Raw genomic sequence first — 24957 nt, forward strand, 5'->3', positions numbered from 1 at the left:
GGCTCAGTGGGAAGCGCCGAGCAATTGCGCCACCCGCGCGCGGTCGGCGGCAAAGCTGGCGATGGCCTGTTCGCGCAGTTGCTGATAGCGGTTGATGTCCTGCTCCAGGCGCCTTTCCTCATCGCGCAGGTCGGACAACTGGGCCTCCAGCTCGGCCGGAACCTGACGACCGGCACGCTCCTGGTCGGCGGCCCGCGCCTGCAGGGTGGCATGCTGCGACTTGAGCGCCTGCAGGTTGCCCCTGGACACGCTGGACAAGGCGTCCAGCTCCGTCAGTTTGCGGTCACGGGCGAGATCCACATCCTGCACGCTGGTGTACAGGCGCAGCAGCTGCGCGTCGGAATTGGCGCGCGCGGCATCGGCCTTGCGCTGCTGGATCTCGGCGGGCGTCGGCGCCGGCGGCACTATACGGATCACGCGGCCCTGATCGTTGAGCACCTCGTAGCCCTTGCCGATGTACTCCGACGGCACGCCCTGGCGGTCGATGACAATTCCGCCCTTGTCGTCGACGTAGCGATACAGCTCGACCGAAGAGCCCTTGGGCTCCACGGCCAGCGCCTGGGCCGCAAGCATGGCTCCCAGAAGTCCGATCAATACCCGCAAAGCACCCTGCTCGGCCATGCCCGACACCTTGTTCCGGTTAGATACCGTACTGCGCGCGATACGCCTCGACAGCAGCCAGGTGCTGTTTCAGCTGTGCATCACCTGCAAGATATTCCAGCACTTGCTCCAGCGACACAATGCTGACGACCGGGATGGAGAAGTCGCGCTCGACCTCCTGGATCGCCGACAGCTCGCCCTTGCCGCGCTCCTGGCGGTTCAGCGCGATCAGTACGCCGGCCGCCTGGGCGCCCTGTGCGTCGATGATCTGCATGACCTCGCGGATGGCGGTGCCAGCGGTGATCACGTCATCGATGATCAGCGCGCGGCCGGTCAGCGGAGCGCCGACCAGGGTGCCGCCCTCGCCGTGATCCTTGGCTTCCTTGCGGTTGAAGCACCAGGGCAGGTCGCGGCCGTGCTGTTCGGCCAGGGCGATGGCGGTAGCGGCCGCCAGCGGGATGCCTTTATAGGCCGGACCGAACAGCACATCGAAGGAGATGCCGCTGTCGACCACCGCGCTGGCGTAGAAACGCCCCAGCTGGGCCAGCGCCACGCCCGTGTTGAACAGGCCGGCGTTGAAGAAATAGGGACTGGTGCGCCCGGATTTGAGGGTGAATTCGCCGAAGCGCAGTACGCCGCGCTCGATGGCGAAGCGGATGAAATCGCGTTGATATGCCTGCATAGGAGAGAACCGGCCGGTATGAATTTAGCTAAACCGTTTGAGCTCGGGTATCATACACACACGTGATTTTGGGGGCCATTTATGCGGATCATCAGTGTGAACGTGAATGGTATTCAGGCTGCAGCCGAGCGTGGATTGCTCAGTTGGCTGCAAGCCCAGAATGCCGACGTGATCTGCTTGCAGGATACCCGCGCCTCCGCTTTCGATCTGGATGACCCGTCCTATCAACTGGACGGCTACTTCCTGTACGCCTGCGACGCCGAAGTGCCCAGTCAGGGTGGCGTCGCAATCTATAGCCGTCTGCAACCCAAGGCCGTCATAAGCGGGCTGGGTTTCGAGATGGCCGATCGTTACGGGCGCTACCTGCAAGCCGATTTCGATAAGGTGAGTATTGCCACTCTCCTGCTGCCTACCGGGCAGGAAGGGGACGAGAACCTGAACCACAAGTTCAAGTTCATGGACGATTTCGCCCAGTACCTGAACAAGCAGCGTCGCAAGCGCCGCGAATACATCTATTGCGGCTCGCTGTACGTCGCGCACCAGAAGCTGGACGTGAAGAACTGGCGCGAATGCCAGCAGATGCCCGGCTTCATGGCGCCGGAGCGTGGCTGGATGGATGAAGTGTTCGGCACCATGGGCTATGTCGATGCCCTGCGCGAGGTCAATCGCGAAGGCGACCAGTACAGCTGGTGGCCGGACAGCGAGCAGGCCGAGATGCTCAACCTGGGCTGGCGCTTCGACTACCAGGTGCTGACCCCGGGCCTGCGCCGCTTCGTGCGCAGCGCCAAGCTGCCGCGCCAGCCGCGCTTCTCCCAGCATGCGCCGCTGATCGTGGACTACGACTGGGCGCTCAGCATCTGACGCCCATCTCGTACGCTGCATCCGATGCAGCCAGAAAAAAGCCGGCTTCGAGCCGGCTTTTTCATGTCCGCGGGGCGGTCACTTGATCGGACGCCAGGTGAAGGGGTAGCGGTACTCCACCCCTTCATTGGCCTTGATCCCGGCAATGATGGTCAGGACCAGGGCACCGACGCTGACCAGGCCCAGCAGGAAGAAGCCGACCACCACCAGCATCAGCAGGCAGCTGACCACGATCGCCAGGCTCACGGTGATCTGGAAGTTCATCGCTTCCTTGCCCTGCCGGTCCACGAACGGGTCCGACTCACGCTTGATCTGCCAGACGATCAGCGGCCCGATCAGGTTGCCGAAGGGAAAGACCAGGCACAGGAAGGCAGCAAAATGGCAGAACATCGCCCATTGCCGGGCTTCGCGGCCCGGTTCGCTGTGTTGCACCGGCATTTCTTCGCTCATCCTCTCACTCCTTGTAGGTGAAGACCGGGCGGTTGCGCCGTTCGTCGGCTCAGTCGGCCAGTGCGGCGCGCTGCAGTTCGAACAGTTCGCGCAGGCCCTGCTGCGCCAGCTCCAGCATGGCATTCAGCTCGGCCGGCTGGAAGGGCACGCCTTCCGCAGTGCCCTGGACTTCGATGAAGCCGCCGGCATCGGTCATGACCACGTTCAGGTCGGTCTCGGCGGCGGAGTCTTCCAGATAGTCCAGGTCCAGCACCGGCTCGCCCTGGTACATGCCCACGGACACGGCGGCGACCATCTGCTTGAGTGGGTTGCCCTTGAGCGCGCCACGCTTCTTCAGCACGGCCAGCGCGTCGATCAGCGCCACGGTGGCGCCGGTGATCGAGGCGGTGCGGGTGCCACCGTCGGCCTGGATCACGTCGCAGTCGATGTACAGGGTGTTCTCGCCCAGCTTGGTCAGGTCCAGCGCGGCGCGCAGGGAACGACCGATCAGACGCTGGATTTCCAGGGTACGGCCGCCCTGCTTGCCGCGCGCGGCTTCGCGCTGGTTACGCTCGCCGGTGGAACGCGGCAGCATGCCGTATTCGGCGGTCAGCCAACCCTGGCCCTGGCCCTTGAGGAAGCGCGGCACACCGGATTCGGCGCTGACGGTGCAGATCACCTTGGTATCGCCGAACTCGACCAGCACGGAGCCCTCGGCGTGCTTGGTGTAATGGCGGGTGATACGGATCGGGCGCAGTTGGTCGGCGGCGCGGCCACTGGGACGGTTCATGGAGGCATCCTGTACAGAGTTGCTGGCGGGGGAATGACCGCCATTATAGAGGCCAGCGGACGGACGCAACCACCGCCGGCGTGCGGCTGTGCGCCCCGCTGGGGTACAATTGCCGGTTTCCGACGACCTGTCGGCCCATTTTCTTCGGACTGCAAGCGTCAGCTTTCCAGTCACGAACAGCCAGAGAGGTAGCCCCATGGTGCACAGCATGACCGCCTTCGCCCGCGTAGAGCGAGCCGGGCCCCATGGGACGCTCAGCTGGGAGCTGCGCTCGGTCAACCACCGCTACCTCGAACCCAACCTGCGCCTGCCCGAGGCCTTCCGCGACCTCGAAGGCACCGTGCGTGAAGCCCTGCGCCAGGGCCTGTCGCGCGGCAAGGTCGAATGCACCCTGCGCTTCATCGAGGAAAGCACCAGCAAGACACTGCAGGTGGACCGCGAGCGCGCCGCACAACTGGTCGCCGCCGCCGAGACCGTGGCCGGCCTGATCCAGCAGCCCGCCCCGCTCGACCCGCTGGCCGTGCTGGCCTGGCCGGGCGTGCTGGTGGCCGACGTCGCCGATCCGCAGGCGCTCAACGCCGCCGCCATGGCTGCGTTCAACCAGGCCCTCGACGACCTCAAGGCCGGCCGCGCCCGCGAAGGCGCCGAACTGGCGAAGATCATCGACGAACGCCTGGCCGCGATGCTGGAAGAGGTGACCAACCTGCGCCAGCTGGTACCGGAAATGCTGGCCAACCAGCGCCAGAAGATCCTCGACCGCTTCACCGAGATGAAGGCCGAACTCGACCCGCAGCGCCTGGAACAGGAGATGGTCCTGCTGGCACAGAAGAGCGACGTCGCCGAAGAGCTCGACCGCCTGACCACCCACGTCACCGAAGTGCGCCGCGTGCTCAAGGCCGGCGGCGCCGCCGGCCGCCGCCTGGACTTCCTGATGCAGGAACTCAACCGCGAGGCCAACACTCTGGGGTCGAAGGCCTTCGACCCGCGCTCCACCCAGGCCGCCGTCAATCTCAAGGTCCTGATCGAGCAGATGCGCGAGCAGGTCCAGAATATCGAGTAAACCGGGCACTTCCCGGCTACCACCGTCAACCGCAACTCCAGGAAAGCGCCATGTCCGGCACCCTGTACATCGTTTCCGCCCCGTCCGGCGCCGGCAAGACCAGCCTGGTCAAGGCGCTGCTCGACGCCATGCCCGCCGTGCGCGTCTCCGTCTCCCACACCACCCGTGGCATGCGTCCGGGCGAAGTGGACGGCGTGAACTACCACTTCGTCGGTCGCGACACCTTCACCGCCATGCTCGAACGGGACGAGTTCCTCGAACACGCGGAAGTCTTCGGCAACCTGTACGGCACCTCGCAGCGCTGGGTGGAAAAGACCCTGAAGGAAGGTTTCGACCTGATCCTCGAGATCGACTGGCAGGGCGCGCAGCAGGTGCGCCGGCTGATGCCCCAGGCGCAATCGATCTTCATCCTGCCGCCGAGCCAGGAAGCCCTGCGCCAGCGCCTGACCAACCGTGGCCAGGACAGCGAGGACGTGATCGAGCGACGCATGCAGGAAGCCGTCAGCGAGATGAGCCACTACGTCGAGTACGATCACCTGGTGATCAACGACGATTTCGCCCATGCGCTGGAAGACCTCAAGGCGATCTTCCGTGCCCGCCAGCTGCGCCAGGACGCCCAGCAGCAGCGGCACACCGAACTGCTGCAACGATTGCTGGCCTGAACGGGAAGCGCGAAGGCTCTTCCATAAAGATTGGCGATTTTTTAGACTATTCAGTCCGCCCGGTATTTCCGGGCATCCATTTTCGTAACGAGGAACACCATGGCCCGCGTCACCGTTGAAGACTGCCTGGACAACGTCGATAACCGTTTCGAGCTGGTCATGCTCGCCACCAAGCGCGCTCGCCAGCTGGCCACCGGCGGCAAGGAGCCGAAGGTAGCCTGGGAAAACGACAAGCCCACCGTCGTCGCTCTGCGCGAAATCGCCTCGGGCCTCGTGGATGCTGAGATCGTTCAGCAGGAGGACGTGGTTGAAGAAGAGCCGCTGTTCGCTGCATTCGAAGACGAGGCCAACAACGAGGCCCTGTAAGTCGATGTCGGGCCGACGAAAAGGCGCGCCGCGACGTGCTGCTCGGCAGGGGGTGATCCCATGCCGGGCATAGATGCATTCGCCGACCGACTGTCGAGTTACCTAGGCCCGGACCAGGTCAACCTGGTCCGCCGCGCCTACTACTACGCCGAGCAGGCCCATGACGGGCAGCGCCGCCGCAGCGGCGAGGCCTACGTCACCCACCCGCTCGCCGTCGCCAACATCCTCGCCGACATGCACATGGACCATCAGAGCCTGATGGCTGCCATGCTGCACGACGTGATCGAGGACACCGGCATCGCCAAGGAAGCGCTCACCGCGCAGTTCGGCGAAACCGTCTCGGAACTGGTGGACGGGGTCAGCAAGCTGACCCAGATGAACTTCGAGTCCAAGGCCGAGGCGCAGGCCGAAAACTTCCAGAAGATGGCCATGGCCATGGCGCGCGACATCCGCGTGATCCTGGTCAAGCTGGCCGACCGCCTGCACAACATGCGCACCCTGGAAGTGCTGTCGGGCGAGAAGCGCCGCCGCATCGCCAAGGAAACCCTGGAAATCTACGCCCCCATCGCCAACCGGCTGGGCATGCACAGCATGCGCGTGGAATTCGAGGACCTGGGCTTCAAGGCCATGCACCCGATGCGCTCCGAGCGCATCCGCCAGGCGGTGAAGAAGGCCCGTGGCAATCGCCGCGAGATCGTCGGCAAGATCCAGGAATCGCTGGTCAACTGCCTCGCCCGCGAAGGCATGGAAGGCCAGGTCCTGGGCCGCGAGAAGCACCTGTTCAGCATCTACAAGAAGATGCGCGGCAAGCGCAAGGCGTTCAACGAGATCATGGACGTCTACGCCTTCCGCATCATCGTCGACAAGGTCGACACCTGCTACCGCGTGCTCGGCGCCGTGCACAACCTGTACAAGCCGTTCCCCGGTCGCTTCAAGGATTACATCGCGATTCCCAAGGCCAACGGCTACCAGTCGTTGCACACCACGCTGTTCGGCATGCACGGCGTGCCCATCGAGATCCAGATCCGCACCCGCGAGATGGAAGAGATGGCCAACCACGGGATCGCCGCGCACTGGCTGTACAAGTCCAGCGAGGACGAATCGCCCAAGGGCACCCATGCCCGCGCCCGCCAGTGGGTGAAGGGCATCCTCGAGCTGCAGCAGCGCGCCGGCAACTCGCTGGAATTCATCGAGAACGTGAAGATCGACCTGTTCCCGGACGAGGTCTACGTCTTCACGCCCAAGGGCCGCATCATGGAGCTGCCCAAGGGCTCCACGGCCGTCGACTTCGCCTACGCGGTGCACACCGACGTCGGCAACAGCTGCATCGCCTGCCGCATCAACCGCCGCCTGGCGCCGCTGTCCGAACCGCTGCAGAGCGGCGCGACGGTGGAGATCGTCACCGCCCCGGGCACCCGGCCGAACCCGGCCTGGCTGAACTTCGTGGTCACCGGCAAGGCGCGCACGCACATCCGCCACGCGCTCAAGCTGCAGCGCCGTTCCGAGTCGATCAGCCTTGGCGAGCGCCTGCTGAACAAGACCCTGGCCGGCTTCGAGAGCCACCTGGAGAAGATTCCCCAGGAACGCATCCAGGGCGTGCTCGCCGAGTACCGCATGGAAGTCTTCGAGGACCTGCTCGAAGAGATCGGCCTGGGCAACCGCATGGCCTACGTGGTCGCGCGCCGCCTGCTGTCCAGCGAAGGCGAGGCCGCCGCGCCGAGCAGCGAAGGGCCGCTGGCGATCCGCGGTACCGAGGGTCTGGTGCTCAGCTACGCCAAGTGCTGTACGCCGATTCCGGGCGACCCGATCGTCGGCCACCTGTCCGCCGGCAAGGGCATGGTGGTGCACCTGGAAAGCTGCAAGAACATCAGCGAGATTCGCCACAACCCGGAAAAATGCATCCAGCTCAGCTGGGCCAAGGATGTCACCGGCGAATTCAACGTCGAACTGCGCGTCGAACTGGAGCACCAGCGCGGCCTGATCGCCCTGCTCGCCACCAGCGTCAACGCCGCCGACGGCAATATCGAAAAGATCAGCATGGACGAACGCGATGGCCGCATCAGCGTGGTCCAGCTGGTCGTCAGCGTGCACGACCGCGTGCACCTGGCCCGCGTCATCAAGAAGCTGCGCGCGCTCAAGGGCGTGATCCGCATCACCCGCATGCGCAGCTGATCCCACCCTAAGGAGTCGACATGACCAAGACCGTTATCCACACCGACAAGGCCCCGGCCGCCATCGGCACCTACTCCCAGGCGATCAAGGCTGGCAACACAGTGTATGTCTCCGGTCAGATCCCGCTGAACCCGCAGACCATGGAACTGGTCGAGGGCTTCGAAGAGCAGACCGTCCAGGTCTTCGAGAACCTCAAGGCCGTGATCGAAGCGTCCGGCGGCTACCTGCACGACGTGGCCAAGCTGAACATCTTCCTCACCGACCTGTCGCACTTCGCCAAGGTCAACGAGATCATGGGCCGCTACTTCACCCAGCCCTACCCGGCCCGCGCCGCCATCGGCGTTGCCGCGCTGCCGAAGGGCGCCCAGGTCGAGATGGACGCCATCGTCGTCCTGGAATAAGTCGTAAGAAACACCTACGGGGCCCCAGTGGCCCCGTTCCTTTGTCTGCAAGGAGCAAACATGCGTCGCGCCCTGATCCTGAGCGCCCTGATCGGCCTGCTCACCGGCTGCGCCGGCACCCCGTCCGACCCTTCCGGCGTCTGGGTCAACCAGGCCGCCATCGACGCCGCCGGCAAGGGCGGCAAGCTGCGCGAGGCGCTGCTGGCCTACGGCCCGAACCTGGAGTGGAAGCTGGACACCAAGGCCCAGCAGGCCACCTTCAGCAACGGCTTCGAGCTGGGCGAAGGCCAACTGACCGCCGAAGACCCCAGGCACTACCGCGTCGACTTCTACGGCAGCAACCAGGAGGCCCTGCAGCTGGACGGCAAGGAGCTGGTGCAGGTGGGCAGCGACAACTGGCCCGAGCAGCGCTTCGTCCGCCCCGAGCAGCAGCCCTCCGCCCAGAGCCCGGCCGGCAGCACCTTCCAGAACGCCCTCTACGACGCCTACCTCAAGGGCACCTGGGTGATCGAGGAAGGCCAGGGCCAAGGCAGCAAGGTGAAGTTCCTGCCCAACGGCGGCCTCGAAGGCATGCCCGGCGCCGATCGCTATGCGCTGTGCCTGGCCGGCGACTGCGCGGCCATGAGCGGCGACAACGACAGCATCTGGCTGCAACAGGGCCAGCAAGGCCGCGAGTACCTGTTCGAACGCGACGGCGACAAGCTGGAGCTGTTCGAGGCGGTGAACCGCGCCCAGGCCGACGAGATGCCGCAGTACGCGCCGGGCAACAAGGTCTGGACGCTGGAGCGCGACTGATCCGGGCGAGCGGGCAGCCTCAGCGCCTGCTTACGATCTCGCGAGCTAGCGCTGGAGTAGGCGGAAAGTGCCCGAAGAGCGGAATTTACGGCTGTAAATGAGCATCTGAGGGCACTTTCCAACGCCCTCCAGCCGACGCGCAGCAGATCGTATGCCGGTGCTCAGCGCAGCCCGCTCCACAGCAACCAGCCCCCCAGCGCCAGCAACAGGCCGCCGCACAGGCGGTCCAACGCTGTCACCCGGCGCTTCAGCCAGCCGCGCCAGCGCGGCCGATCCAGCAGGCGCACCAGCAACAGGTCCCACAGCAGCACCACCGCGCCCATCCATAGCACACAGGCGCCCAGCGCCCAACCGGGCAGATGGAACTGGCCAAGCACGCCGAACAGTCCCGTGTAGAAGATCGGCAGCTTGGGATTCAGGCTGCTGGCCAGAAAGCCCTCGCGCACCCCGCGCAGGAAACCTCCGGCCCTGTGGCCGCCCATCTCCGTGGGAATCTCCAGCTCCCGCCGCGCCAGCAGCGCCTGTGCACCGAGCCAGACGAAGTAAGCGCCGCCCAGCAGTTGCACGACACGCAACCCGTGGCTCGCGACGTCCGGCAGCAGCCCGAGCACGAACAGCACCAGCAGCATGCTCGCCAGGTTGGCCAGCGCGATTCCGGCTGCACAGCCATCGGCATGGCGCCGGCCGCGCAACAAGGCGGCGCGGATCAGCAGGAAGAAATCCGGCCCCGGCGACAACAGGGCGGCGAAGTGGGTGCTGGCGACCAGCGCGAAGGCGGCGAACATGGCGATCTCCCGAATGCGGCGTCGCGCAGTCTGGAAGCGGGAGCCTCGGGCAGTCTTGGAAGAAACTCAGGTGCGGGTGGCGCGCAGGAAGCGTCCGGGGGGGACGCCGGTGAAGCGGCGGAAGGTGCCGGAGAAATGTGCCTGGTCGTAGAAGCCCAGCGCCAGCGCGACCTCCAGTGGCTTCTCCCCGGCCACCAGCAAACGCTTGGCCTCACGGATGCGTCGCTGCAGCAGGTAGGTGTGCGGCGGCACGCCATAGGCATTGCGGAAGGCCTCGATCAGATGGCGCGGATGGCGCTGCAGCAGCGCGGCCAAGTCCTCGAGGCTGACCGCCTCGCGGTAGTGCGCTTCCAGGTAATCGCGCAGCTTCGCCGTCACGCTGCCGTCGCGAGCCGCCGAAGCAGTCGGTCGCATGCCGCCGTGGCGGACGAATACCAGCTCCAGCAACGCCAGCAATTCGCTTTCCAGGGCCAGTGCGTCGTTGCGTTCGAACTCAGTCGCCACGCGCCTGAGCGCTTCCGCCACCTGCCCATCGTCATTCGGGTTAAGCGCCAGGAAGCCGCGCGGCAACTGCTTGCGCCCGAGCAGCGGCAGCAGACGCGACTCCTCGATGTAGAGCATGCGATAGACCAGCCGCTCGGACTCGGCATTGCCGGTGTGCGGCTCCTCCGGGTTCATCAGCGACAGGGTGCCGGCAGGGAGCACGTGATGCGCGCCGCGGCACTGGTAGCCGCCGGCGCCATGCAGGATGGCGCCGATGGCGAAGGCATCGTGGCTGTGACGGCCGAACGGCTGCCCGGAGAAGTCCGCATGGAACAACTCCACCCCCGGCAACCAGGGGCGTACCAGCAGCCGGTTGGCGTCCATCAGTCCTGCTTGCCGGCGAGGATGGCCGCGTAGCCTTCGCGGAAGCTCGGGTAGCGCGGCTCCCAGCCCAGCGCCCGGGCGCGGGCGTTGCTGCAGCGCTTGCTGCCGGCGCGGCGCACGGCTTGCTCTGCGGACCAGTGGGTGATGCCCAGTTGCTCGCGCAGCCAGCCAACCACCTCGTGCAGCGCAGCGGGGTCGTTGTCGACGCCGAGGTAGCAGTCTTCCAGCGCCACGCCGCTGCGATCTGCCTCCAGGAGATGAGCCAGCAGACCGGCGGCGTCTTCGGCGTGAATACGGTTGGCATACAGCGGCGGCTCGCTGGCCACGCGGTAGCCTTCGCGGACCTGCTTGAGCAGCCACTCGCGGCCGGGTCCATAGATGCCGGTCAGGCGCACGACGCTGGCGGGGATACCGCTTTCCAGCGCCAGCCGCTCGGTTTCTAGCATCACGCTGCCGGAGTAGCTCTGCGCTTGGGCCGGAGAGTTCTCGTCGATCCACTCGCCGTCGCGCTGGGCATACACACCGCTGCTGGAGACGAACAGCAGGCGCTTGGGCGTCTGCCCGCGTTGTTGCAGCCAGCCGAGGGTGTTGCGTAGGCCTTCGACGTAGGCGGCGCGGTAACCGGCTTCATCGTGCTGGGTCGCGGCGGCGCAGAACACCAGGTAATCCAGATTGCCCACCGGCCAGGTGTCCGGGCACTCGAGCTGCGCCAGGTCGCCGGACACCGGCAGCACCTCGAAGGGCAATGCGGCGATGTTGCGGCGCAGGCCATGGACGCGCCAGTCGCGGGCGGCCAGCTGGCGTCCCAGACGGCTGCCGACGTCGCCGCAACCGACGATCATCAGGCTTGGGAAGGTGTTCGTGCTCATGCAGGGCTCCGTGAATCGGGTCTGGGAGTTTAGCGCGGTTGGTTCGCGGCGGTGCAGCCGCTATGCTTGGGCCACCTCAACGGATTCAGTGCCATGACCCTTACCGAACTGCGCTACATCGTCACGCTTGCCCAGGAGCAACATTTCGGCCGCGCCGCCGAGCGCTGCCACGTCAGCCAGCCGACCCTGTCGGTGGGCGTGAAGAAGCTGGAAGACGAGCTCGGCGTGCTGATCTTCGAACGCAGCAAGAGCGCGGTGCGCCTGACGCCGGTCGGTGAAGGCATCGTGGCGCAGGCGCAGAAGGTGCTGGAGCAGGCCCAGGGTATCCGCGAACTGGCCCAGGCCGGCAAGAACCAGCTGACCTCGCCGCTCAAGGTCGGCGCCATCTACACCATCGGCCCGTACCTGTTCCCGCACCTGATTCCGCAGCTGCACCGGGTCGCCCCGCAGATGCCGCTGTACATCGAGGAAAACTTCACCCACATCCTGCGCGACAAGCTGCGCACCGGCGAACTGGACGCGATCATCATCGCCCTGCCGTTCCAGGAAGCCGACGTGCTGACCTTGCCGCTGTTCGACGAACCCTTCTACGTGCTGATGCCCGCCGACCACGCCTGGACGGCGAAGCCGAGCATCGACGCCGAACTGCTCAACGACAAGAGCCTGTTGCTGCTCGGCGAGGGCCACTGCTTCCGCGACCAGGTGCTGGAAGCCTGCCCGACCACCCGCAAGGGCGACGAGAACAAGCACACCACGGTGGAATCCAGTTCGCTGGAAACCATCCGCCACATGGTCGCCTCGGGCCTGGGCGTGTCGGTGCTGCCGTTCTCCGCCGTGGACAGCCACCACTACGCGCCCGGCGTGATCGAGGTTCGCCCGTTCACCGCGCCGGTACCCTTCCGCACCGTCGCCATCGCCTGGCGCGCCAGCTTCCCGCGGCCGCGCGCCATCGAGGTGCTGGCGGACTCGATCCGCCTGTGTTCGGTCGCCAAGCCGACCGTCAAGGGTGAAGCCGAGCCGGCATGACCGAGCTGTCGAACGTCCCGGTCACCGCGCTCAAGGGCGTGGGCGCCGCGCTGGAAGAGAAGCTGGCGAAGGTCGGCCTGGAGAACCTCCAGGACATCCTTTTCCACCTGCCGCTGCGCTACCAGGACCGTACCCGTATCACGCCCATTGGTGCGCTGCGTCCGGGGCAGGATGCGGTGGTCGAAGGCGTGGTCTCCGGCGCTGACGTGGTGATGGGCAAGCGCCGCAGCCTGCTGGTGCGCCTGCAGGACGGCACCGGCACCCTGAGCCTGCGCTTCTACCACTTCAGCCAGGCGCAGAAGGAAAACCTCAAGCGAGGCACGCACCTGCGCTGCTACGGGGAAGCGCGCCCCGGCGCCTCGGGCCTGGAGATTTACCACCCCGAATACCGCTCGCTCACCGATACCGTCGCCGCGCCGGTGGAGCAGACGCTGACGCCGATCTACCCGACCACCGAAGGCCTCACCCAGCAGCGCCTGCGCCAGCTCAGCGAGCAGACACTGCAGCGCCTGGGGCCCTCAAGTCTGCCGGACTGGCTGCCGGCGGAGCTGGCCCGCGACTACCGCCTGGGCCCGCTGGACGAAGCCATCCGCTACCTGCACCGGCCGCCGCCGGACGCTGACCTGGAAGAGCTCGCCGAAGGCCGTCACTGGGCCCAGCACCGCCTCGCCTTCGAGGAGCTGCTGACCCATCAGCTGTCGCTGCAACGCCTGCGCGAAAGCGTGCGCTCCCAGGCGGCACCGCAGCTGCCGCCGGCCAAGCGCCTGCCGGCGCTGTACCTGAAGAATCTCGGCTTCAAGCCCACCGGCGCGCAGCAACGGGTCGGCGCGGAAATCGCCTACGACCTCGCGCAACCAGAGCCCATGCTGCGCCTGGTGCAGGGTGACGTGGGCGCCGGCAAGACCGTGGTCGCCGCGCTCGCCGCCCTGCAGGCCCTGGAGGCCGGCTACCAGGTGGCGCTGATGGCGCCGACCGAAATTCTCGCCGAGCAGCACTTCCTCAACTTCAGCAAATGGCTGCAGCCGCTGGGCATCGAGGTCGCATGGCTGGCCGGCAAGCTCAAGGGCAAGGCCCGCGCCAGCGCGCTGGAGCAGATCGCCAGCGGCGTACCGATGATCGTCGGCACCCATGCGCTGTTCCAGGACGAAGTGAAGTTCAAGCGCCTGGCCCTGGTGATCATCGACGAACAGCACCGCTTCGGCGTGCAGCAGCGCCTCGCCCTGCGCCAGAAGGGCGTGGACGGCCGACTCTGCCCGCACCAGCTGATCATGACCGCCACGCCTATCCCGCGGACCCTGGCGATGAGCGCCTACGCCGATCTGGACACCTCGATCCTCGACGAGCTGCCGCCCGGCCGTACACCGGTGAATACCGTGCTGGTGGCCGACAGCCGCCGCATCGAAGTGATCGAGCGGGTCCGTGCCGCCTGCCAGGAAGGTCGCCAGGCCTACTGGGTGTGCACGCTGATCGAGGAGTCCGAAGAGCTGACCTGCCAGGCCGCCGAAACCACCTACGAGGAACTCTCCTCGGCGCTGGGCGAGCTGCGCGTCGGCCTGATCCACGGGCGCATGAAGCCGGCGGACAAGGCCGTGGTGATGGAAGCCTTCAAGGAAGGCATGCTGCAGTTGCTGGTGGCCACCACCGTGATCGAGGTCGGCGTGGACGTGCCCAACGCCAGCCTGATGATCATCGAGAACCCGGAGCGCCTGGGCCTGGCCCAGCTGCACCAGCTGCGCGGCCGCGTCGGCCGGGGCAGCGCGGCGAGCCACTGCGTGCTGCTCTACCACCCGCCGCTGTCGCAGATCGGCCGCGAGCGCCTGGGGATCATGCGCGAGACCTGCGACGGCTTCGTCATCGCCGAGAAGGACCTGGAACTGCGCGGCCCCGGTGAAATGCTCGGCACCCGCCAGACCGGCCTGCTGCAATTCAAGGTCGCCGACCTGATGCGCGACGCCGACCTGCTGCCGGCCGTGCGCGACGCGGCGCAGGCGCTGCTGGCGCACTGGCCGCAATCGGTCAGCCCCTTGCTGGCGCGCTGGCTGCGCCACGGCCAGCAATACGGGCAAGTGTGACCCAGTTCACTCTCGCCGGTCGGCTGACTGCGCGGTCACGCTGACTGGCTGGTTATACTCCGACCCAGCCGTTGATAACCGGATCACATTCATGAGCGACGCCGCACGCGCCACTTCCGCCTCATCGCGGGCCCCCGAGGTCATCCTGCAACAGCTCGACAAGCTGGGGATCGCCTATCGCGAGGTCAGCGACGTCCCGTCCCTGTCCAGCGCCCGACGCATCCAGGCAGGTCTGCTGGAAGACAGCGTCGGCACGCTGCTGGTGTTGTTCCCGCAGAGCCAACTGCTCGACCTCAATCGCCTGGCCGAGTTGACCGGTCGCAAGCTGGTGGCGGTCAAGCCCGAACGCCTGGAGCGCATGCTTGGCAAACACCAGCTCAGCCGCCTGCCGGCGCTGCCGCCGCTGACCAGCTCGCCCTGCCTGTATGACGACCGCCTGCTGCAGGAGCCGCAGCTGCTGATCGAGTCCGGCACCGCCGGCGTCCTGCTGGAGATCGCCACCCCGGCCTTCCGCGGCCTGCTGGAGAAGGCCAGCGCCGCACGCTTCGGCGTTCCGCTGGAGGCCATCCGGCCGAACCTCGACCGCCCGGACGACGACCGCGCCGAAATCACACAGGCCGTGCAGGCCTTCACCGCCCGGCGCATCCAGCAGCGTCTCGAGGAAACCATCGAGATTCCGCCGCTGCCGGAAACCGCACAGAAGATCATCAAGCTGCGCGTCGATCCCAACGCTACGGTGGACGACATCACCGGCGTGGTGGAAACCGACCCGGCGCTGGCCGCCCAGGTGGTGAGCTGGGCCGCCTCGCCCTACTACGCCGCACCCGGCAAGATCCGCTCGGTGGAAGACGCCATCGTCCGCGTGCTGGGCTTCGACCTGGTGATCAACCTGGCCCTGGGCCTCGCCCTGGGCAAGACCCTGAGCCTGCCCAAGGACCAGCCGCAGCACGCCACGCCCTACTGGCACCAGGCGATCTACACCGCCGCGGTGATTGAGGGCCTGACCCGCGCCATCCCGCGCACCGAACGTCCGGAAGCCGGCCTGACCTACCTCGGCGGGCTGCTGCACAGCATCGGCTACCTGGTGCTGGCGCACATCTTCCCGCCGCATTTCTCGCTGATCTGCCGGCACCTGGAAGTGAACCCGCACGTCGAACACAACCTGGTCGAGCAGCACCTGCTGGGCATCACCCGCGAGCAGATCGGCGCCTGGCTGATGCGCACCTGGGACATGCCCGAGGAGATCTACACCGCCCTGCGCTTCCAGCACGACCCCAGCTACGCCGGCGACTGCGCGACCTACGCCAACCTGGTGTGCCTGGCGACCCGCCTGCTGCGCAACAATGGCATCGGCGGCGGCCCGGAGACGGGCATTCCGCACGACCTGCTGGAGCGCCTGAACATCAGCCGCGACAAGGCCGAGGACGCGGTGCGCAAGGTGCTGGACGCCGAAGCCGCGTTGCGCGAGCTGGCCAGCCAGTTCAACGCGCCGCACTGAAAGAGCGCTCGGCCTCGTCCGTAGGATGGCGTGGAGCGCAGCGATACCCATCGATCCAGAGCACTGACAGCATGGGTATCGCTTAGGCTCCACCCATCCTACAAGAGCTCGCTCGGCTGAAATGAAAAAAGGCCCAGGATGGGGCCTTTTTTCATGGTGCGCAATGGTGGATCAGGCGGCCTTCTTATCGCTGGCCGGTGCCGCTTTCTTCTTTGGCTTGAGGTACTTCACCAGTCCCTGGAACCAGATCACCAGGCCCGGGTTTCCCTGGATCTGGATGTCCTTGTTCTGGATGCCCTGCATGAACGCCAGTTGCGGGTTCTTCGAGGTCATGGTGACGAAGCCGTAGGCGCCATCCTTGAAGCCGAGGGCGAAGGCCGGCTGCGGATGGGTGCCGCGACGGGCACTGACCTTGAGGTCCTTGACGATGTAGTGGCGGGCAACCTTGCCGTCGAGGGTGTGCAGTTGGAACACCAGGTCCTTGCCTTCCAGTTGCTTCTGGAATGCCGGATTCTCGCGACTGGCCTTGGCCATCATGCGCCCGAGCAACCACAGCAAAAGACGAAATTTCATGCACAAACCTCGATTTTCGAGACAAAAGTCTGCGCATTGTAGCCACTGTGAAAAGGGACTACATCCGATCTTTTGGTGGGTTTATGTAACTGGAGGGGCGACCCGGAGCCGCTCTGGCTCCGGGCTGCGAGCGATCAGTTGACTGCGTCTTTGAGCGCCTTGCCGGGTTTGAAGGCAACGGTGTTGCTGGCCTTGATCTTTACCGGTTGGCCGGTTTGCGGATTCTTGCCGGTACGTGCACCACGGTGGCGCTGGATAAAGGTGCCAAAACCGACAAGGGTAACGCTGTCCTTGCGATTGAGTGCGCCAGTGATTTCGTCCAGCAGCGCGTTCAGCACCTTGTTGGCTTGTTCTTTGGTGAGGTCGGCCTTTTCGGCGATGGCGGCGGCCAGTTCTGGTTTACGCATAGATATAGATGCCTCTTTGACGGTTTGTTGTTGTTGTGTCCGTGCTGTCTTCCCAACAGCGCCCAAGGCACCGCAGGCTTGCCGTACAGGCTCTAGGCTGCGGCAGACGGGGGGAGAATGGCACGCCGAAAGCAGGCGCGCCAGTATCGTCCGACAATTTAAGAGCACATTCCCACAGTAAAACCGTCACCGCAAAGGGCTTTTACGCCAACAGAGCCGGCAACTCCTTGTTAAGCGAGAGTTTTTCGCTGACGGCTGCCCCAGTCAGGGCGTAACCCAGCAAACGACCGGCGGTATCCCGATAAAGCACCTTGAGGTCCGGGCCAGAGCCTTCCACCACCCATTCACCCTCGCTGCCGCGTGGCGGCGGCGAAACCACCAGCGGGCACACCGGCGTCTTCACGGTCACCGGCATCGGGCCATAGGCCACGGTGGTCGACTTGCCCGCCAGGGTCTGCGCCAGCGCACGGGCGCAGGACATCAGCGGCATCACGTAGAGCAGGTTCAGGCCATCGACCTCGGCGCAGTCGCCCAGGGCATAGATGTTGGCGTGGGAGGTACGCAGCTCGCGGTTGACCATCACGCCGCGATTGACGTCCAGCCCCGCGGCGGCGGCCAGGTCGATTCGCGGGCGCAGGCCCACGGCGGAAACCACCAGGTCGCAGGCGATCACGCTGCCGTCGGACAGGTGCGCCTCCAGGGCATCGCCCGCGCGCACCAGGCGGTTCAGCACCGGTCCGAGGTGGAAGCGTACGCCGAGGCTCTCCAGCCCTTGCTGCACCGCCTGGGCGGCGGCCGGGTGGAGCAGGCCGGGCATCACCTGCTCGCAGGGTGCCACCACCTCGATCTGGAAACCGCCACTGGACAAGTCGTTGGCGAACTCGCAGCCGATCAGCCCGGCGCCCAGCAGCAGCACACGGCGCTTGCCGGCCGCCGCGCTGCGGAAGCGCGCGTAGTCTTCCAGGTCGTTGATCGGGAAGATCAGGTCCTGGGCGTCACCTTCCACCGGCACGCGAATGGTGTCCGCCCCCCAGGCCAGCACCAGGTCGCGGTAGCGGATTTCCTCTTCGCCGATCCAGATGCGCCGGTGGCCCGGATCGATGCCGGTAACGCGAGTGTGGGTGAGGATACGCGCCTTGAGCTGGTCGGCCATGGCGCCCGGTTCGGCCATGGCCAGGCCGTCGGCGTCCTTGTCCTTGGAGAACCCGGTGGAGAGCATCGGCTTGGAGTAGGAGCGGCCGTCGTCGGCAGTGATCAGCAACAGCGGCGTCTCGCCATCGAGCTTGCGCCACTCGCGCGCCAGGTTGTAGCCGGCCAGGCCCGTACCGATGATCACCAGCGGTGCGTTGTCACTCATTGCTCTCTCCACCTCGTAAAGACGCCACTTCGTATAGACGGCACGGCAGCCGACGGCTCGCCGCGTGAAATTCGTTCGACCGGGGGAGTGATCAGGAGATCTCGATCATCTCGAAGTCGATTTTTCCCGTACCGCAATCCGGGCACACCCAGTCCGCGGGAATGTCTTCCCAGCGGGTACCCGGCGGGATGCCTTCGTCCGGCAGCCCCAGTGCCTCGTCATAGATGAAGCCACAGATCACGCATTGCCATTTGCGCATCGGCCAAGCCCTCCTGCGGATTGCCCGGTGAAGCTAACGAATTTGCGCACACCGGCCAACGGCGGCTGCGCCGCCGGGTTTCGTCAGCAGGGCCAACCCGGCGCTCTACCAGTCTACGCCGCCAGGAATTGCCTTGTCGGGGCCACAAACGCTGACGGCGGCCCGAAGGCCGCCGTCGCGGGAATCCATCCAGGCGGGATCAGCCGATTTCGATCATCTCGAAGTCCAGCTTGCCCACCCCGCAATCCGGGCACAGCCAGTCTTCCGGCACGTCTTCCCAGCGGGTACCGGCGGCGATGCCCTCTTCCGGCCAGCCCTTGGTTTCGTCATAGATCAGGCCACACACCACACACTGCCACTTCTTCATCGGCTCTCACCCTCGTGTTCTTGTCGCTTGGACGTCAGTGCATCCAATGTCGGGCTTTGTACTGGCGATGGGGCCGGCGCGCAAGTACCGACCGACCGGCCAAACCTTTGGTGGGGTATGGCGTAAGGCACTCTTGCAGAGAACACAATCGGCCGCGCAAAGCCGCCATGTTAAGCTGCCGCGTCCCTGGTCACCCGCAGTCATCACCGTGCCCGACGCAGCCCTGTCCCACCCGCCCCGCTGGCTCTCCGCCGCCCAGTTGCATCCCGCGCCTTCCGCCCAGGTTCTGGACTGGCTGTTCGACGAGGGTTCGCTAACGCGCCGGCTGACCGCACTGTCCGACGGCGGCTTCGCGGTGCAGCCGCTGGCCGAAGGCTGGCACCGGATGCGCGCGGACGAATGCGCCGCCCTGGGTGTAGCCGACGGCAGCCTGGGCTGGGTCCGCGAGGTGTACCTGAAGGGCCACGGCCAACCCTGGGTGTTCGCCCGCAGCGTCGCCGCACGCCACGCGCTGGAAGGTTCCGGCTTCGACCTGCGCCTGCTCGGCAGCCGCTCCCTGGGCGAACTGCTGTTCAGCGACCGCGCCTTCCATCGCGGCCCCATCGAAGTGTGCCGTTATCCGGCCGCCTGCCTGCCCACCGACGTTCGCGTCGAGCGTCTCTGGGGACGCCGCTCGCTGTTCAGTCGCGACGGCCTCGGCGTACTGGTCGCCGAAGTATTCCTGCCCACGCTCTGGCACCGCCTCGAAGAACAGTCCGTATAATCCCCGGATCGTTTCCGGAGGCCGCCATGTTCGTCGCCCTGATCAAACCCCTCGCCCGCCTGCACCCCCGCGCCTGGGACTTCCTCCAGCTGACGCGCATGGACAAGCCGATCGGCATCTACCTGCTCCTGTGGCCCACCCTGTGGGCGCTGTGGATGGCCAGCGGCGGCGTGCCCAGCGCGAAGAACCTGCTGATCTTCGTCGTCGGCACCGTGCTGATGCGCGCCGCCGGCTGCGTGATCAACGACTTCGCCGACCGCAAGCTCGACGGCCACGTCGAGCGCACCAGGGCCCGCCCGCTGGCGACCGGCAAGATCACCGTGCGCGAAGCCTGGATCACCTTCTTCGTGCTGCTGGGTCTGAGCTTCCTGCTGGTGCTGTGCACCAACGCGCAGACCATCGGCTTGTCCTTCGGCGGCGCGGCGATCGCGGCGCTCTACCCGTTCATGAAGCGCTACACCTATTACCCGCAGGTGGTGCTCGGCGCGGCCTTCTCCTGGGGCATCCCCATGGCCTTCACCGCGGCCGGCGGCACACTGCCGGCGGCGGCCTGGCTGCTGTTCTTCGCCAACGTGCTGTGGACCGTGGCCTACGACACCTACTACGCGATGACCGACCGCGAGGACGACCTGAAGATGGGCATGAAGTCCACGGCGATCCTCTTCGGCGACGCCGACCGGGCGATCAACCTGACCCTGCAGGGCCTGATGCTCCTGCTGCTGGTCCTGGCCGGCAACAAGCTGGACATGCACCAGCCCTACTACCTGGGCCTCGCCGTGGCGGCGGGCTGCTTCGCCTGGCAGTTCCATTCCACACGGGACCGCGAGCCGCTGAAGTGCTTCAAGGCCTTCCTGCACAACCACTGGGCGGGGCTGGCGATCTTCCTCGGCACGGTGCTGGATTACGCGCTGCGCTGAGGCCAGCCCTTCGCAGGAGCGAGCCTGCTCGCGAATGAACCCCGGCAACGGGACATGGGTTCGCGAGCAAGCTCGCTCCTACAAGAGCTCTCTACCGACTGGCGCGGCTGGAGCTACTGCGGCTTGGCCATGTGCCAGACGCCCATCTTCCCTTCGCCGTTCATGTCGCCCGGCTTCTTGTCCTGAATGAAGGTGTACAGCGGCTTGCCGTAGTACGCCCACTGCATGCTGCCGTCATCGCGCTTGACCAGCGTCCAGTCGTCCATGGCCTTGGCGTCGGCGGCGGCCTTCAGCGGCGGCCAGTTCTGCGCGCAGCCACCGTTGCACATCGACTTGCCACCGCTGTCCTGGTCGAAGGTGTACAGCGTCATGCCTTTGGCATCGACCAGCATGCCGTTCTTTTCCATCGCCGGCTCGGCCGCCAGCACGGCCATCGCCGGGAGGGCCAGCCCAAAGGCAAGGGCCGGGAGCAACCTCTTCATCGCGTGTCTCCTCTGCTGAGGTGGAACGGCGCGGGTGTTATCGCACGGCGACCTCGACTACGCACTCGCAACCGTCATCGCGGCATGCCGGCGCCATGGCACCAGCCGCATCGCCAACCGCACGAGAAAATCACGGTGGCTGATTCAGCATAGACGAGCGCTCTACGACGAGGCCCGGCTAACATTCCCATGTCACATCCCTGAAATAATTCCGTTATCTAATGCGGCGCAATACGAAAATTCCTGAGGCACCAGCATGGTTGGCAAGACAATCCTCATCGTCGATGACGAAGCTCCGATCCGGGAAATGATCGCCGTGGCCCTGGAGATGGCCGGCTACGAATGCCTTGAGGCCGACAGTGCCCAGCAGGCCCACGCGGTGATCGTCGACCGCAAGCCGGACCTGATCCTGCTCGACTGGATGCTGCCGGGCACCTCCGGCATCGAACTGGCCCGCCGCCTCAAGCGCGACGAACTGACTTCGGGCATCCCGATCATCATGCTCACCGCCAAGGGCGAAGAGGACAACAAGATCCAGGGCCTGGAAGTCGGCGCCGACGACTACATCACCAAGCCCTTCTCCCCGCGCGAGCTGGTGGCCCGCCTGAAGGCCGTGCTGCGCCGCACCGGCGCCGGCGATAGCGAGACGCCGATCGAAGTCGGCGGCCTGATGCTCGACCCGATCAGCCACCGCGTGACCATCGACGGCAAGCCGGCCGAGATGGGCCCGACCGAATACCGCCTGCTGCAGTTCTTCATGACCCACCAGGAGCGCGCCTACACCCGCGGCCAACTGCTGGACCAGGTCTGGGGCGGCAACGTCTACGTGGAAGAACGTACCGTCGACGTGCACATCCGCCGCCTGCGCAAGGCCCTGGGCGAGGTCTACGAAAATCTGGTTCAGACCGTGCGCGGCACCGGCTATCGTTTCTCGACCAAAAGCTGATCGGGCTGCTCTGGCCTGACGGGTACAAGGAACGGAATTTCGTGACCCAGAACTGGCGTGGCGTGCTGATTCGCCACCTGCTGTTAGTCGTCGCCGGCGGCCTGCTGGTCGGACTGGTCTCCGGCCAATGGGGCTGGGCTCTGGCGGCTGCCCTGGCTGCCTACCTCGGCTGGACCCTCTGGCAACTGCTGCGGCTCTACCAGTGGCTGAAGACCCACCAGAGCGATGAGGCCCCGCCCGACGGCTACGGCCTGTGGGGCGAGGTGTTCGACAGCATCTATCACCTGCAGCGGCGCAACCAGAAGGCGCGCGGCCGGCTGCAGGCGGTGATCGACCGCATGCAGGAGTCCACCGCGGCCCTGCGCGACGGCATGATCCTGCTCGACCGCGACGGCAACCTGGAGTGGTGGAACCAGTCCGCCGAACGCCTGCTCGGCCTCAAGAGCCCGCAGGACGGTGGCCAGCCGGTGACCAACCTGGTCCGCCATCCGCGCTTCAAGGAATACTTCGCCCACGAGGACTACCGCGAGCCGCTGGAGCTCACCTCGCCGATCAACGACAACCTGCGCCTGCAGTTCCACATCACCATCTACGGGGCCGGCGAGCACCTGATGCTGGTGCGCGATGTGACCCGCGTCCATCAGCTGGAACAGATGCGCAAGGACTTCGTCGCCAACGTCTCCCACGAGCTGCGTACCCCGCTGACGGTGATCGCCGGCTACCTGGAGACGCTGCTGGACAACGTCGAGGACGTGAACCCGCGCTGGACCCGCGCGCTGCAGCAGATGCAGCAGCAGGCGGGGCGCATGCAGAACCTGCTCAACGATCTGCTCCTGCTGGCCAAGCTGGAAGCCACGGACTACCCGGGCGACAACAAGCCGGTGGCGATCGACCTGCTGCTGCTGTCGATCCGTCACGATGCCCAGGCGCTCTCCGGCGCGCGCAACCACCGCATCAGCCTGGAGGCCGACGCCAAGGTGAAGCTCAAGGGCAGCGAGACCGAGCTGCGCAGCGCCTTCTCCAACCTGGTGTTCAACGCCGTGAAATACACCCCCGAGGAAGGCGAGATCCGCATTCGCTGGTGGGCCGACGACCAGGGCGCACACCTGGCGGTGCAGGACAGCGGCATCGGCATCGATCCGAAGCACCTGCCGCGCCTGACCGAACGCTTCTACCGCGTCGACTCCAGCCGCAACGCCAGTACCGGCGGCACCGGCCTGGGGCTGGCCATCGTCAAGCACGTGCTGCTGCGCCATCGCGGCACCCTGGATATCAGCAGCGTGCCGGGCAAGGGCAGCAGCTTCACCTGCCACTTCCCGCCGCAACAAGTCGAGCGTCGCGCCTGAGGGCGCTCGTACACATGAGTTTGCAATCAGCGGGCTTGCCAGTGGCGTCCGTGAACCGCATTCTTGTCCGTCCATTCCTTATCCAACAGAACCATGGACCCTTCCCCTAGTAGCAACTTCCTGACCTACTTCGCCGATTTCGGCCTGATTCTCTTCGCTCTCTTCCTCGTCGTGCTCAACGGTTTCTTCGTGGCCGCCGAGTTCGCCATGGTCAAGCTGCGCTCCACCCGCGTGGAGACCATCGCCAAGCAGCACGGCTGGCGGGGCACCATCCTGCGCAAGGTGCACAACCAGCTCGACGCCTACCTCTCCGCCTGTCAGCTCGGCATCACCCTGGCCTCCCTGGGCCTGGGCTGGGTCGGCGAGCCGGCCTTCGCCGAACTGCTCGAGCCGCTGCTGGGCGCGGTCGGCGTGCACTCCGAGGAAGTCATCCGCGGCGTGTCGTTCTTCACCGCGTTCTTCATCATTTCCTACCTGCACATCGTGGTCGGCGAGCTGGCGCCCAAGTCCTGGGCCATCCGCAAGCCCGAGCTGCTGTCGCTGTGGACCGCTGTGCCGCTGTACCTGTTCTACTGGCTGATGTACCCGGCGATCTGGCTGCTCAATGCCAGTGCCAACACCATCCTGAAGATCGCCGGCCAGGGTGAACCGGGCCCGCACCACGAACATCACTACAGCCGTGACGAGCTCAAGCTGATCCTGCACTCCAGCCGCGCCCACGACCCCAGCGACCAGGGCATGCGCGTGCTGGCCTCGGCGGTGGAACTGGGCGAACTGGAAGTCGTGGACTGGGCCAACTCCCGCGAGGACCTGGTCTACCTGGAACGCAACGCGCCGCTGGACGACATCCTCGCCACCATCCGCCGCCACAAGTACAGTCGCTACCCGGTGTACGACAGCGGCAAGGGCGAGTTCATCGGCCTGCTGCACATCAAGGACCTGCTGCTGGCCCTGACCACGCTGGAAAGCCTGCCTGAGTCCTTCGACCTCGACGAGCTGACCCATCCGCTGGAAATGGTGACCAAGCACATGCCGCTGGCGCGCCTGCTGGAGCAGTTCCGCCAGGGCGGCTCGCACTTCGCCCTGGTGGAGGAAGCCGACCACAAGGTGATCGGCTACCTGACCATGGAAGACGTGCTGGAAGTGCTGGTCGGCGATATCCAGGACGAACACCGCAAGGCCGAGCGCGGAATCGTCGCCTACCAGCCCGGCAAGCTGCTGGTGCGTGGTGACACGCCGCTGTTCAAGCTGGAGCGCCTGCTGAGCCTGGACCTCGACCACGTCGAGGCGGATACCCTCGCCGGCCTGGTCTACGACACGCTCAAACGCGTGCCGGAAGAAGAGGAAGTGCTCGATACCGAAGGCCTGCGCATCATCGTGAAGAAGATGAAAGGCCCGAAGATCGTCCTCGCCAAGGTGGTGAAGCTGGACTGACGGCTACGCCCATGAACGAAAAAGGCTGCCCTCGGGCAGCCTTTTTTATTGGCCATGTACGCCCTCGTAGGAGCGGAGCTTCTCCGCGGTCCGGCTTTTTCGCGCACAGCGAAAGCCGCAGACCTGGCATTGATTGTAGAAGCGAGCTTGCTCGCGAACAGTATTCACCGG

Annotated in this window: 28 protein-coding genes; 15 read left to right on the plus strand and 13 right to left on the minus strand. The window is 65.9% G+C overall.

What is annotated here, in order from left to right:
* Positions 1–3 precede the first annotated feature (3 nt).
* Both ACAW63_RS03730 and pyrE read right to left on the minus strand, forming a co-directional pair.
* Entirely contained in the window at positions 4–621 is a 618-nt protein-coding gene (locus ACAW63_RS03730; protein ID WP_371231773.1) for a DUF4124 domain-containing protein, read from the minus strand.
* 19 nt (positions 622–640) lie between these two features.
* Positions 641–1282, minus strand: a complete 642-nt coding sequence (gene pyrE / locus ACAW63_RS03735; protein WP_275609270.1) for an orotate phosphoribosyltransferase — start codon at positions 1280–1282, stop codon at positions 641–643.
* An 81-nt stretch (positions 1283–1363) separates the two neighbouring features.
* On the opposite strand from pyrE, the gene ACAW63_RS03740 reads away from it, so the two are divergent.
* Complete coding sequence (locus tag ACAW63_RS03740; RefSeq protein WP_275609271.1) at positions 1364–2143, plus strand: exodeoxyribonuclease III; 780 nt, start codon at positions 1364–1366, stop codon at positions 2141–2143.
* Positions 2144–2221: 78 nt separating this feature from the next.
* Here ACAW63_RS03740 and ACAW63_RS03745 read toward each other — a convergent pair whose 3' ends face one another.
* Positions 2222–2593, minus strand: a complete 372-nt coding sequence (locus ACAW63_RS03745; protein WP_371231774.1) for a DUF4870 domain-containing protein — start codon at positions 2591–2593, stop codon at positions 2222–2224.
* Positions 2594–2642: 49 nt separating this feature from the next.
* Entirely contained in the window at positions 2643–3362 is a 720-nt protein-coding gene (gene rph, locus ACAW63_RS03750; protein ID WP_152227344.1) for a ribonuclease PH, read from the minus strand.
* A gap of 196 nt (positions 3363–3558) precedes the next feature.
* Between rph and ACAW63_RS03755 the strand changes: the two genes are divergently transcribed.
* The 6 genes from ACAW63_RS03755 to ACAW63_RS03780 all read left to right on the plus strand — a co-directional run bounded on the left by ACAW63_RS03755 (position 3559) and on the right by ACAW63_RS03780 (position 8818).
* Positions 3559–4422 (plus strand): YicC/YloC family endoribonuclease, encoded by an 864-nt coding sequence (locus tag ACAW63_RS03755; RefSeq protein ID WP_371231776.1) that lies wholly within the window; start codon positions 3559–3561, stop codon positions 4420–4422.
* Between the two features lie 50 nt (positions 4423–4472).
* Positions 4473–5084 carry a guanylate kinase gene (gene gmk / locus ACAW63_RS03760; RefSeq protein WP_275609275.1) on the plus strand — a complete coding sequence of 204 codons (612 nt, stop codon included), beginning with the start codon at positions 4473–4475 and terminating at the stop codon, positions 5082–5084.
* A 99-nt stretch (positions 5085–5183) separates the two neighbouring features.
* Entirely contained in the window at positions 5184–5450 is a 267-nt protein-coding gene (rpoZ, locus tag ACAW63_RS03765) for a DNA-directed RNA polymerase subunit omega (RefSeq protein WP_043256481.1), read from the plus strand.
* Between the two features lie 60 nt (positions 5451–5510).
* Positions 5511–7622: a bifunctional GTP diphosphokinase/guanosine-3',5'-bis pyrophosphate 3'-pyrophosphohydrolase gene (gene spoT / locus ACAW63_RS03770; protein WP_371231778.1), complete on the plus strand. Its 2112-nt coding sequence runs from the start codon at positions 5511–5513 to the stop codon at positions 7620–7622.
* A 20-nt stretch (positions 7623–7642) separates the two neighbouring features.
* Positions 7643–8023 (plus strand): RidA family protein, encoded by a 381-nt coding sequence (locus tag ACAW63_RS03775; RefSeq protein WP_089390740.1) that lies wholly within the window; start codon positions 7643–7645, stop codon positions 8021–8023.
* Between the two features lie 60 nt (positions 8024–8083).
* Complete coding sequence (locus ACAW63_RS03780; RefSeq protein WP_371231780.1) at positions 8084–8818, plus strand: hypothetical protein; 735 nt, start codon at positions 8084–8086, stop codon at positions 8816–8818.
* A 161-nt stretch (positions 8819–8979) separates the two neighbouring features.
* On the opposite strand, the gene ACAW63_RS03785 is transcribed toward ACAW63_RS03780, so the two are convergent.
* From ACAW63_RS03785 to ACAW63_RS03795, 3 genes are all read right to left on the minus strand, one after another.
* Positions 8980–9603, minus strand: a complete 624-nt coding sequence (locus ACAW63_RS03785; protein ID WP_371231782.1) for a LysE family translocator — start codon at positions 9601–9603, stop codon at positions 8980–8982.
* Between the two features lie 66 nt (positions 9604–9669).
* On the minus strand, positions 9670–10470 hold the full coding sequence (locus ACAW63_RS03790) for an AraC family transcriptional regulator (protein WP_371231784.1): 801 nt from the start codon (positions 10468–10470) through the stop codon (positions 9670–9672).
* On the minus strand, positions 10470–11339 hold the full coding sequence (locus ACAW63_RS03795; RefSeq protein WP_371231786.1) for an NAD-dependent epimerase/dehydratase family protein: 870 nt from the start codon (positions 11337–11339) through the stop codon (positions 10470–10472). The genes ACAW63_RS03790 and ACAW63_RS03795 overlap by 1 nt, the downstream gene beginning before the upstream one ends.
* A gap of 93 nt (positions 11340–11432) precedes the next feature.
* Between ACAW63_RS03795 and oxyR the strand changes: the two genes are divergently transcribed.
* From oxyR to ACAW63_RS03810, 3 genes are all read left to right on the plus strand, one after another.
* Positions 11433–12365 (plus strand): oxidative stress transcriptional regulator OxyR, encoded by a 933-nt coding sequence (gene oxyR / locus ACAW63_RS03800; protein ID WP_015479567.1) that lies wholly within the window; start codon positions 11433–11435, stop codon positions 12363–12365.
* On the plus strand, positions 12362–14437 hold the full coding sequence (gene recG / locus ACAW63_RS03805; protein WP_275609282.1) for an ATP-dependent DNA helicase RecG: 2076 nt from the start codon (positions 12362–12364) through the stop codon (positions 14435–14437). Before oxyR ends, recG begins: the two co-directional genes overlap by 4 nt.
* A gap of 91 nt (positions 14438–14528) precedes the next feature.
* Complete coding sequence (locus tag ACAW63_RS03810) at positions 14529–15935, plus strand: aminoacyl-tRNA deacylase and HDOD domain-containing protein (protein WP_371231789.1); 1407 nt, start codon at positions 14529–14531, stop codon at positions 15933–15935.
* Positions 15936–16106: 171 nt separating this feature from the next.
* On the opposite strand, the gene ACAW63_RS03815 is transcribed toward ACAW63_RS03810, so the two are convergent.
* From ACAW63_RS03815 to ACAW63_RS03835, 5 genes are all read right to left on the minus strand, one after another.
* Positions 16107–16508 (minus strand): helicase, encoded by a 402-nt coding sequence (locus tag ACAW63_RS03815; RefSeq protein WP_371231790.1) that lies wholly within the window; start codon positions 16506–16508, stop codon positions 16107–16109.
* Between the two features lie 134 nt (positions 16509–16642).
* Complete coding sequence (locus tag ACAW63_RS03820; RefSeq protein WP_009614168.1) at positions 16643–16915, minus strand: HU family DNA-binding protein; 273 nt, start codon at positions 16913–16915, stop codon at positions 16643–16645.
* A gap of 202 nt (positions 16916–17117) precedes the next feature.
* Positions 17118–18272 carry an NAD(P)/FAD-dependent oxidoreductase gene (locus ACAW63_RS03825; RefSeq protein WP_371231792.1) on the minus strand — a complete coding sequence of 385 codons (1155 nt, stop codon included), beginning with the start codon at positions 18270–18272 and terminating at the stop codon, positions 17118–17120.
* A 91-nt stretch (positions 18273–18363) separates the two neighbouring features.
* Positions 18364–18531 carry a rubredoxin gene (locus tag ACAW63_RS03830; RefSeq protein ID WP_371231794.1) on the minus strand — a complete coding sequence of 56 codons (168 nt, stop codon included), beginning with the start codon at positions 18529–18531 and terminating at the stop codon, positions 18364–18366.
* Positions 18532–18730: 199 nt separating this feature from the next.
* Positions 18731–18898, minus strand: coding sequence for a rubredoxin (locus ACAW63_RS03835; protein WP_015479573.1), 168 nt, complete (start codon positions 18896–18898; stop codon positions 18731–18733).
* 223 nt (positions 18899–19121) lie between these two features.
* On the opposite strand from ACAW63_RS03835, the gene ACAW63_RS03840 reads away from it, so the two are divergent.
* Together ACAW63_RS03840 and ubiA are read left to right on the plus strand one after the other, a co-directional pair.
* Positions 19122–19661 (plus strand): chorismate lyase, encoded by a 540-nt coding sequence (locus tag ACAW63_RS03840; RefSeq protein ID WP_371234563.1) that lies wholly within the window; start codon positions 19122–19124, stop codon positions 19659–19661.
* A 26-nt stretch (positions 19662–19687) separates the two neighbouring features.
* On the plus strand, positions 19688–20578 hold the full coding sequence (gene ubiA, locus ACAW63_RS03845; RefSeq protein ID WP_371231796.1) for a 4-hydroxybenzoate octaprenyltransferase: 891 nt from the start codon (positions 19688–19690) through the stop codon (positions 20576–20578).
* 113 nt (positions 20579–20691) lie between these two features.
* Here ubiA and ACAW63_RS03850 read toward each other — a convergent pair whose 3' ends face one another.
* A complete protein-coding gene (locus ACAW63_RS03850) occupies positions 20692–21060 on the minus strand; it encodes a hypothetical protein (protein WP_371231798.1) in 369 nt (122 codons plus the stop codon).
* Between the two features lie 256 nt (positions 21061–21316).
* Between ACAW63_RS03850 and phoB the strand changes: the two genes are divergently transcribed.
* The 3 genes from phoB to ACAW63_RS03865 all read left to right on the plus strand — a co-directional run bounded on the left by phoB (position 21317) and on the right by ACAW63_RS03865 (position 24786).
* A complete protein-coding gene (phoB, locus tag ACAW63_RS03855; protein WP_275609290.1) occupies positions 21317–22006 on the plus strand; it encodes a phosphate regulon transcriptional regulator PhoB in 690 nt (229 codons plus the stop codon).
* A 41-nt stretch (positions 22007–22047) separates the two neighbouring features.
* Entirely contained in the window at positions 22048–23352 is a 1305-nt protein-coding gene (phoR, locus tag ACAW63_RS03860) for a phosphate regulon sensor histidine kinase PhoR (protein WP_371231800.1), read from the plus strand.
* Positions 23353–23445: 93 nt separating this feature from the next.
* Positions 23446–24786, plus strand: coding sequence for a hemolysin family protein (locus ACAW63_RS03865; protein WP_371231802.1), 1341 nt, complete (start codon positions 23446–23448; stop codon positions 24784–24786).
* The last annotated feature ends 171 nt before the right edge of the window (positions 24787–24957 follow it).

The organism is Pseudomonas sp. QE6 (assembly GCF_041379005.1).
Lineage (GTDB): Bacteria > Pseudomonadota > Gammaproteobacteria > Pseudomonadales > Pseudomonadaceae > Pseudomonas.

What these genes read in the sequence shown, in the direction of transcription:
- ACAW63_RS03730 (WP_371231773.1), bottom strand. Translation starts at nt 621, where the DNA reads ATGGCCGAGCAGGGTGCTTTGCGGGTATTGATCGGACTTCTGGGAGCC.
- pyrE (WP_275609270.1), bottom strand. Translation starts at nt 1,282, where the DNA reads ATGCAGGCATATCAACGCGATTTCATCCGCTTCGCCATCGAGCGCGGC.
- ACAW63_RS03740 (WP_275609271.1), top strand. Translation starts at nt 1,364, where the DNA reads ATGCGGATCATCAGTGTGAACGTGAATGGTATTCAGGCTGCAGCCGAG.
- ACAW63_RS03745 (WP_371231774.1), bottom strand. Translation starts at nt 2,593, where the DNA reads ATGAGCGAAGAAATGCCGGTGCAACACAGCGAACCGGGCCGCGAAGCC.
- rph (WP_152227344.1), bottom strand. Translation starts at nt 3,362, where the DNA reads ATGAACCGTCCCAGTGGCCGCGCCGCCGACCAACTGCGCCCGATCCGT.
- ACAW63_RS03755 (WP_371231776.1), top strand. Translation starts at nt 3,559, where the DNA reads ATGGTGCACAGCATGACCGCCTTCGCCCGCGTAGAGCGAGCCGGGCCC.
- gmk (WP_275609275.1), top strand. Translation starts at nt 4,473, where the DNA reads ATGTCCGGCACCCTGTACATCGTTTCCGCCCCGTCCGGCGCCGGCAAG.
- rpoZ (WP_043256481.1), top strand. Translation starts at nt 5,184, where the DNA reads ATGGCCCGCGTCACCGTTGAAGACTGCCTGGACAACGTCGATAACCGT.
- spoT (WP_371231778.1), top strand. Translation starts at nt 5,511, where the DNA reads ATGCCGGGCATAGATGCATTCGCCGACCGACTGTCGAGTTACCTAGGC.
- ACAW63_RS03775 (WP_089390740.1), top strand. Translation starts at nt 7,643, where the DNA reads ATGACCAAGACCGTTATCCACACCGACAAGGCCCCGGCCGCCATCGGC.
- ACAW63_RS03780 (WP_371231780.1), top strand. Translation starts at nt 8,084, where the DNA reads ATGCGTCGCGCCCTGATCCTGAGCGCCCTGATCGGCCTGCTCACCGGC.
- ACAW63_RS03785 (WP_371231782.1), bottom strand. Translation starts at nt 9,603, where the DNA reads ATGTTCGCCGCCTTCGCGCTGGTCGCCAGCACCCACTTCGCCGCCCTG.
- ACAW63_RS03790 (WP_371231784.1), bottom strand. Translation starts at nt 10,470, where the DNA reads ATGGACGCCAACCGGCTGCTGGTACGCCCCTGGTTGCCGGGGGTGGAG.
- ACAW63_RS03795 (WP_371231786.1), bottom strand. Translation starts at nt 11,339, where the DNA reads ATGAGCACGAACACCTTCCCAAGCCTGATGATCGTCGGTTGCGGCGAC.
- oxyR (WP_015479567.1), top strand. Translation starts at nt 11,433, where the DNA reads ATGACCCTTACCGAACTGCGCTACATCGTCACGCTTGCCCAGGAGCAA.
- recG (WP_275609282.1), top strand. Translation starts at nt 12,362, where the DNA reads ATGACCGAGCTGTCGAACGTCCCGGTCACCGCGCTCAAGGGCGTGGGC.
- ACAW63_RS03810 (WP_371231789.1), top strand. Translation starts at nt 14,529, where the DNA reads ATGAGCGACGCCGCACGCGCCACTTCCGCCTCATCGCGGGCCCCCGAG.
- ACAW63_RS03815 (WP_371231790.1), bottom strand. Translation starts at nt 16,508, where the DNA reads ATGAAATTTCGTCTTTTGCTGTGGTTGCTCGGGCGCATGATGGCCAAG.
- ACAW63_RS03820 (WP_009614168.1), bottom strand. Translation starts at nt 16,915, where the DNA reads ATGCGTAAACCAGAACTGGCCGCCGCCATCGCCGAAAAGGCCGACCTC.
- ACAW63_RS03825 (WP_371231792.1), bottom strand. Translation starts at nt 18,272, where the DNA reads ATGAGTGACAACGCACCGCTGGTGATCATCGGTACGGGCCTGGCCGGC.
- ACAW63_RS03830 (WP_371231794.1), bottom strand. Translation starts at nt 18,531, where the DNA reads ATGCGCAAATGGCAATGCGTGATCTGTGGCTTCATCTATGACGAGGCA.
- ACAW63_RS03835 (WP_015479573.1), bottom strand. Translation starts at nt 18,898, where the DNA reads ATGAAGAAGTGGCAGTGTGTGGTGTGTGGCCTGATCTATGACGAAACC.
- ubiA (WP_371231796.1), top strand. Translation starts at nt 19,688, where the DNA reads ATGTTCGTCGCCCTGATCAAACCCCTCGCCCGCCTGCACCCCCGCGCC.
- ACAW63_RS03850 (WP_371231798.1), bottom strand. Translation starts at nt 21,060, where the DNA reads ATGAAGAGGTTGCTCCCGGCCCTTGCCTTTGGGCTGGCCCTCCCGGCG.
- phoB (WP_275609290.1), top strand. Translation starts at nt 21,317, where the DNA reads ATGGTTGGCAAGACAATCCTCATCGTCGATGACGAAGCTCCGATCCGG.
- ACAW63_RS03865 (WP_371231802.1), top strand. Translation starts at nt 23,446, where the DNA reads ATGGACCCTTCCCCTAGTAGCAACTTCCTGACCTACTTCGCCGATTTC.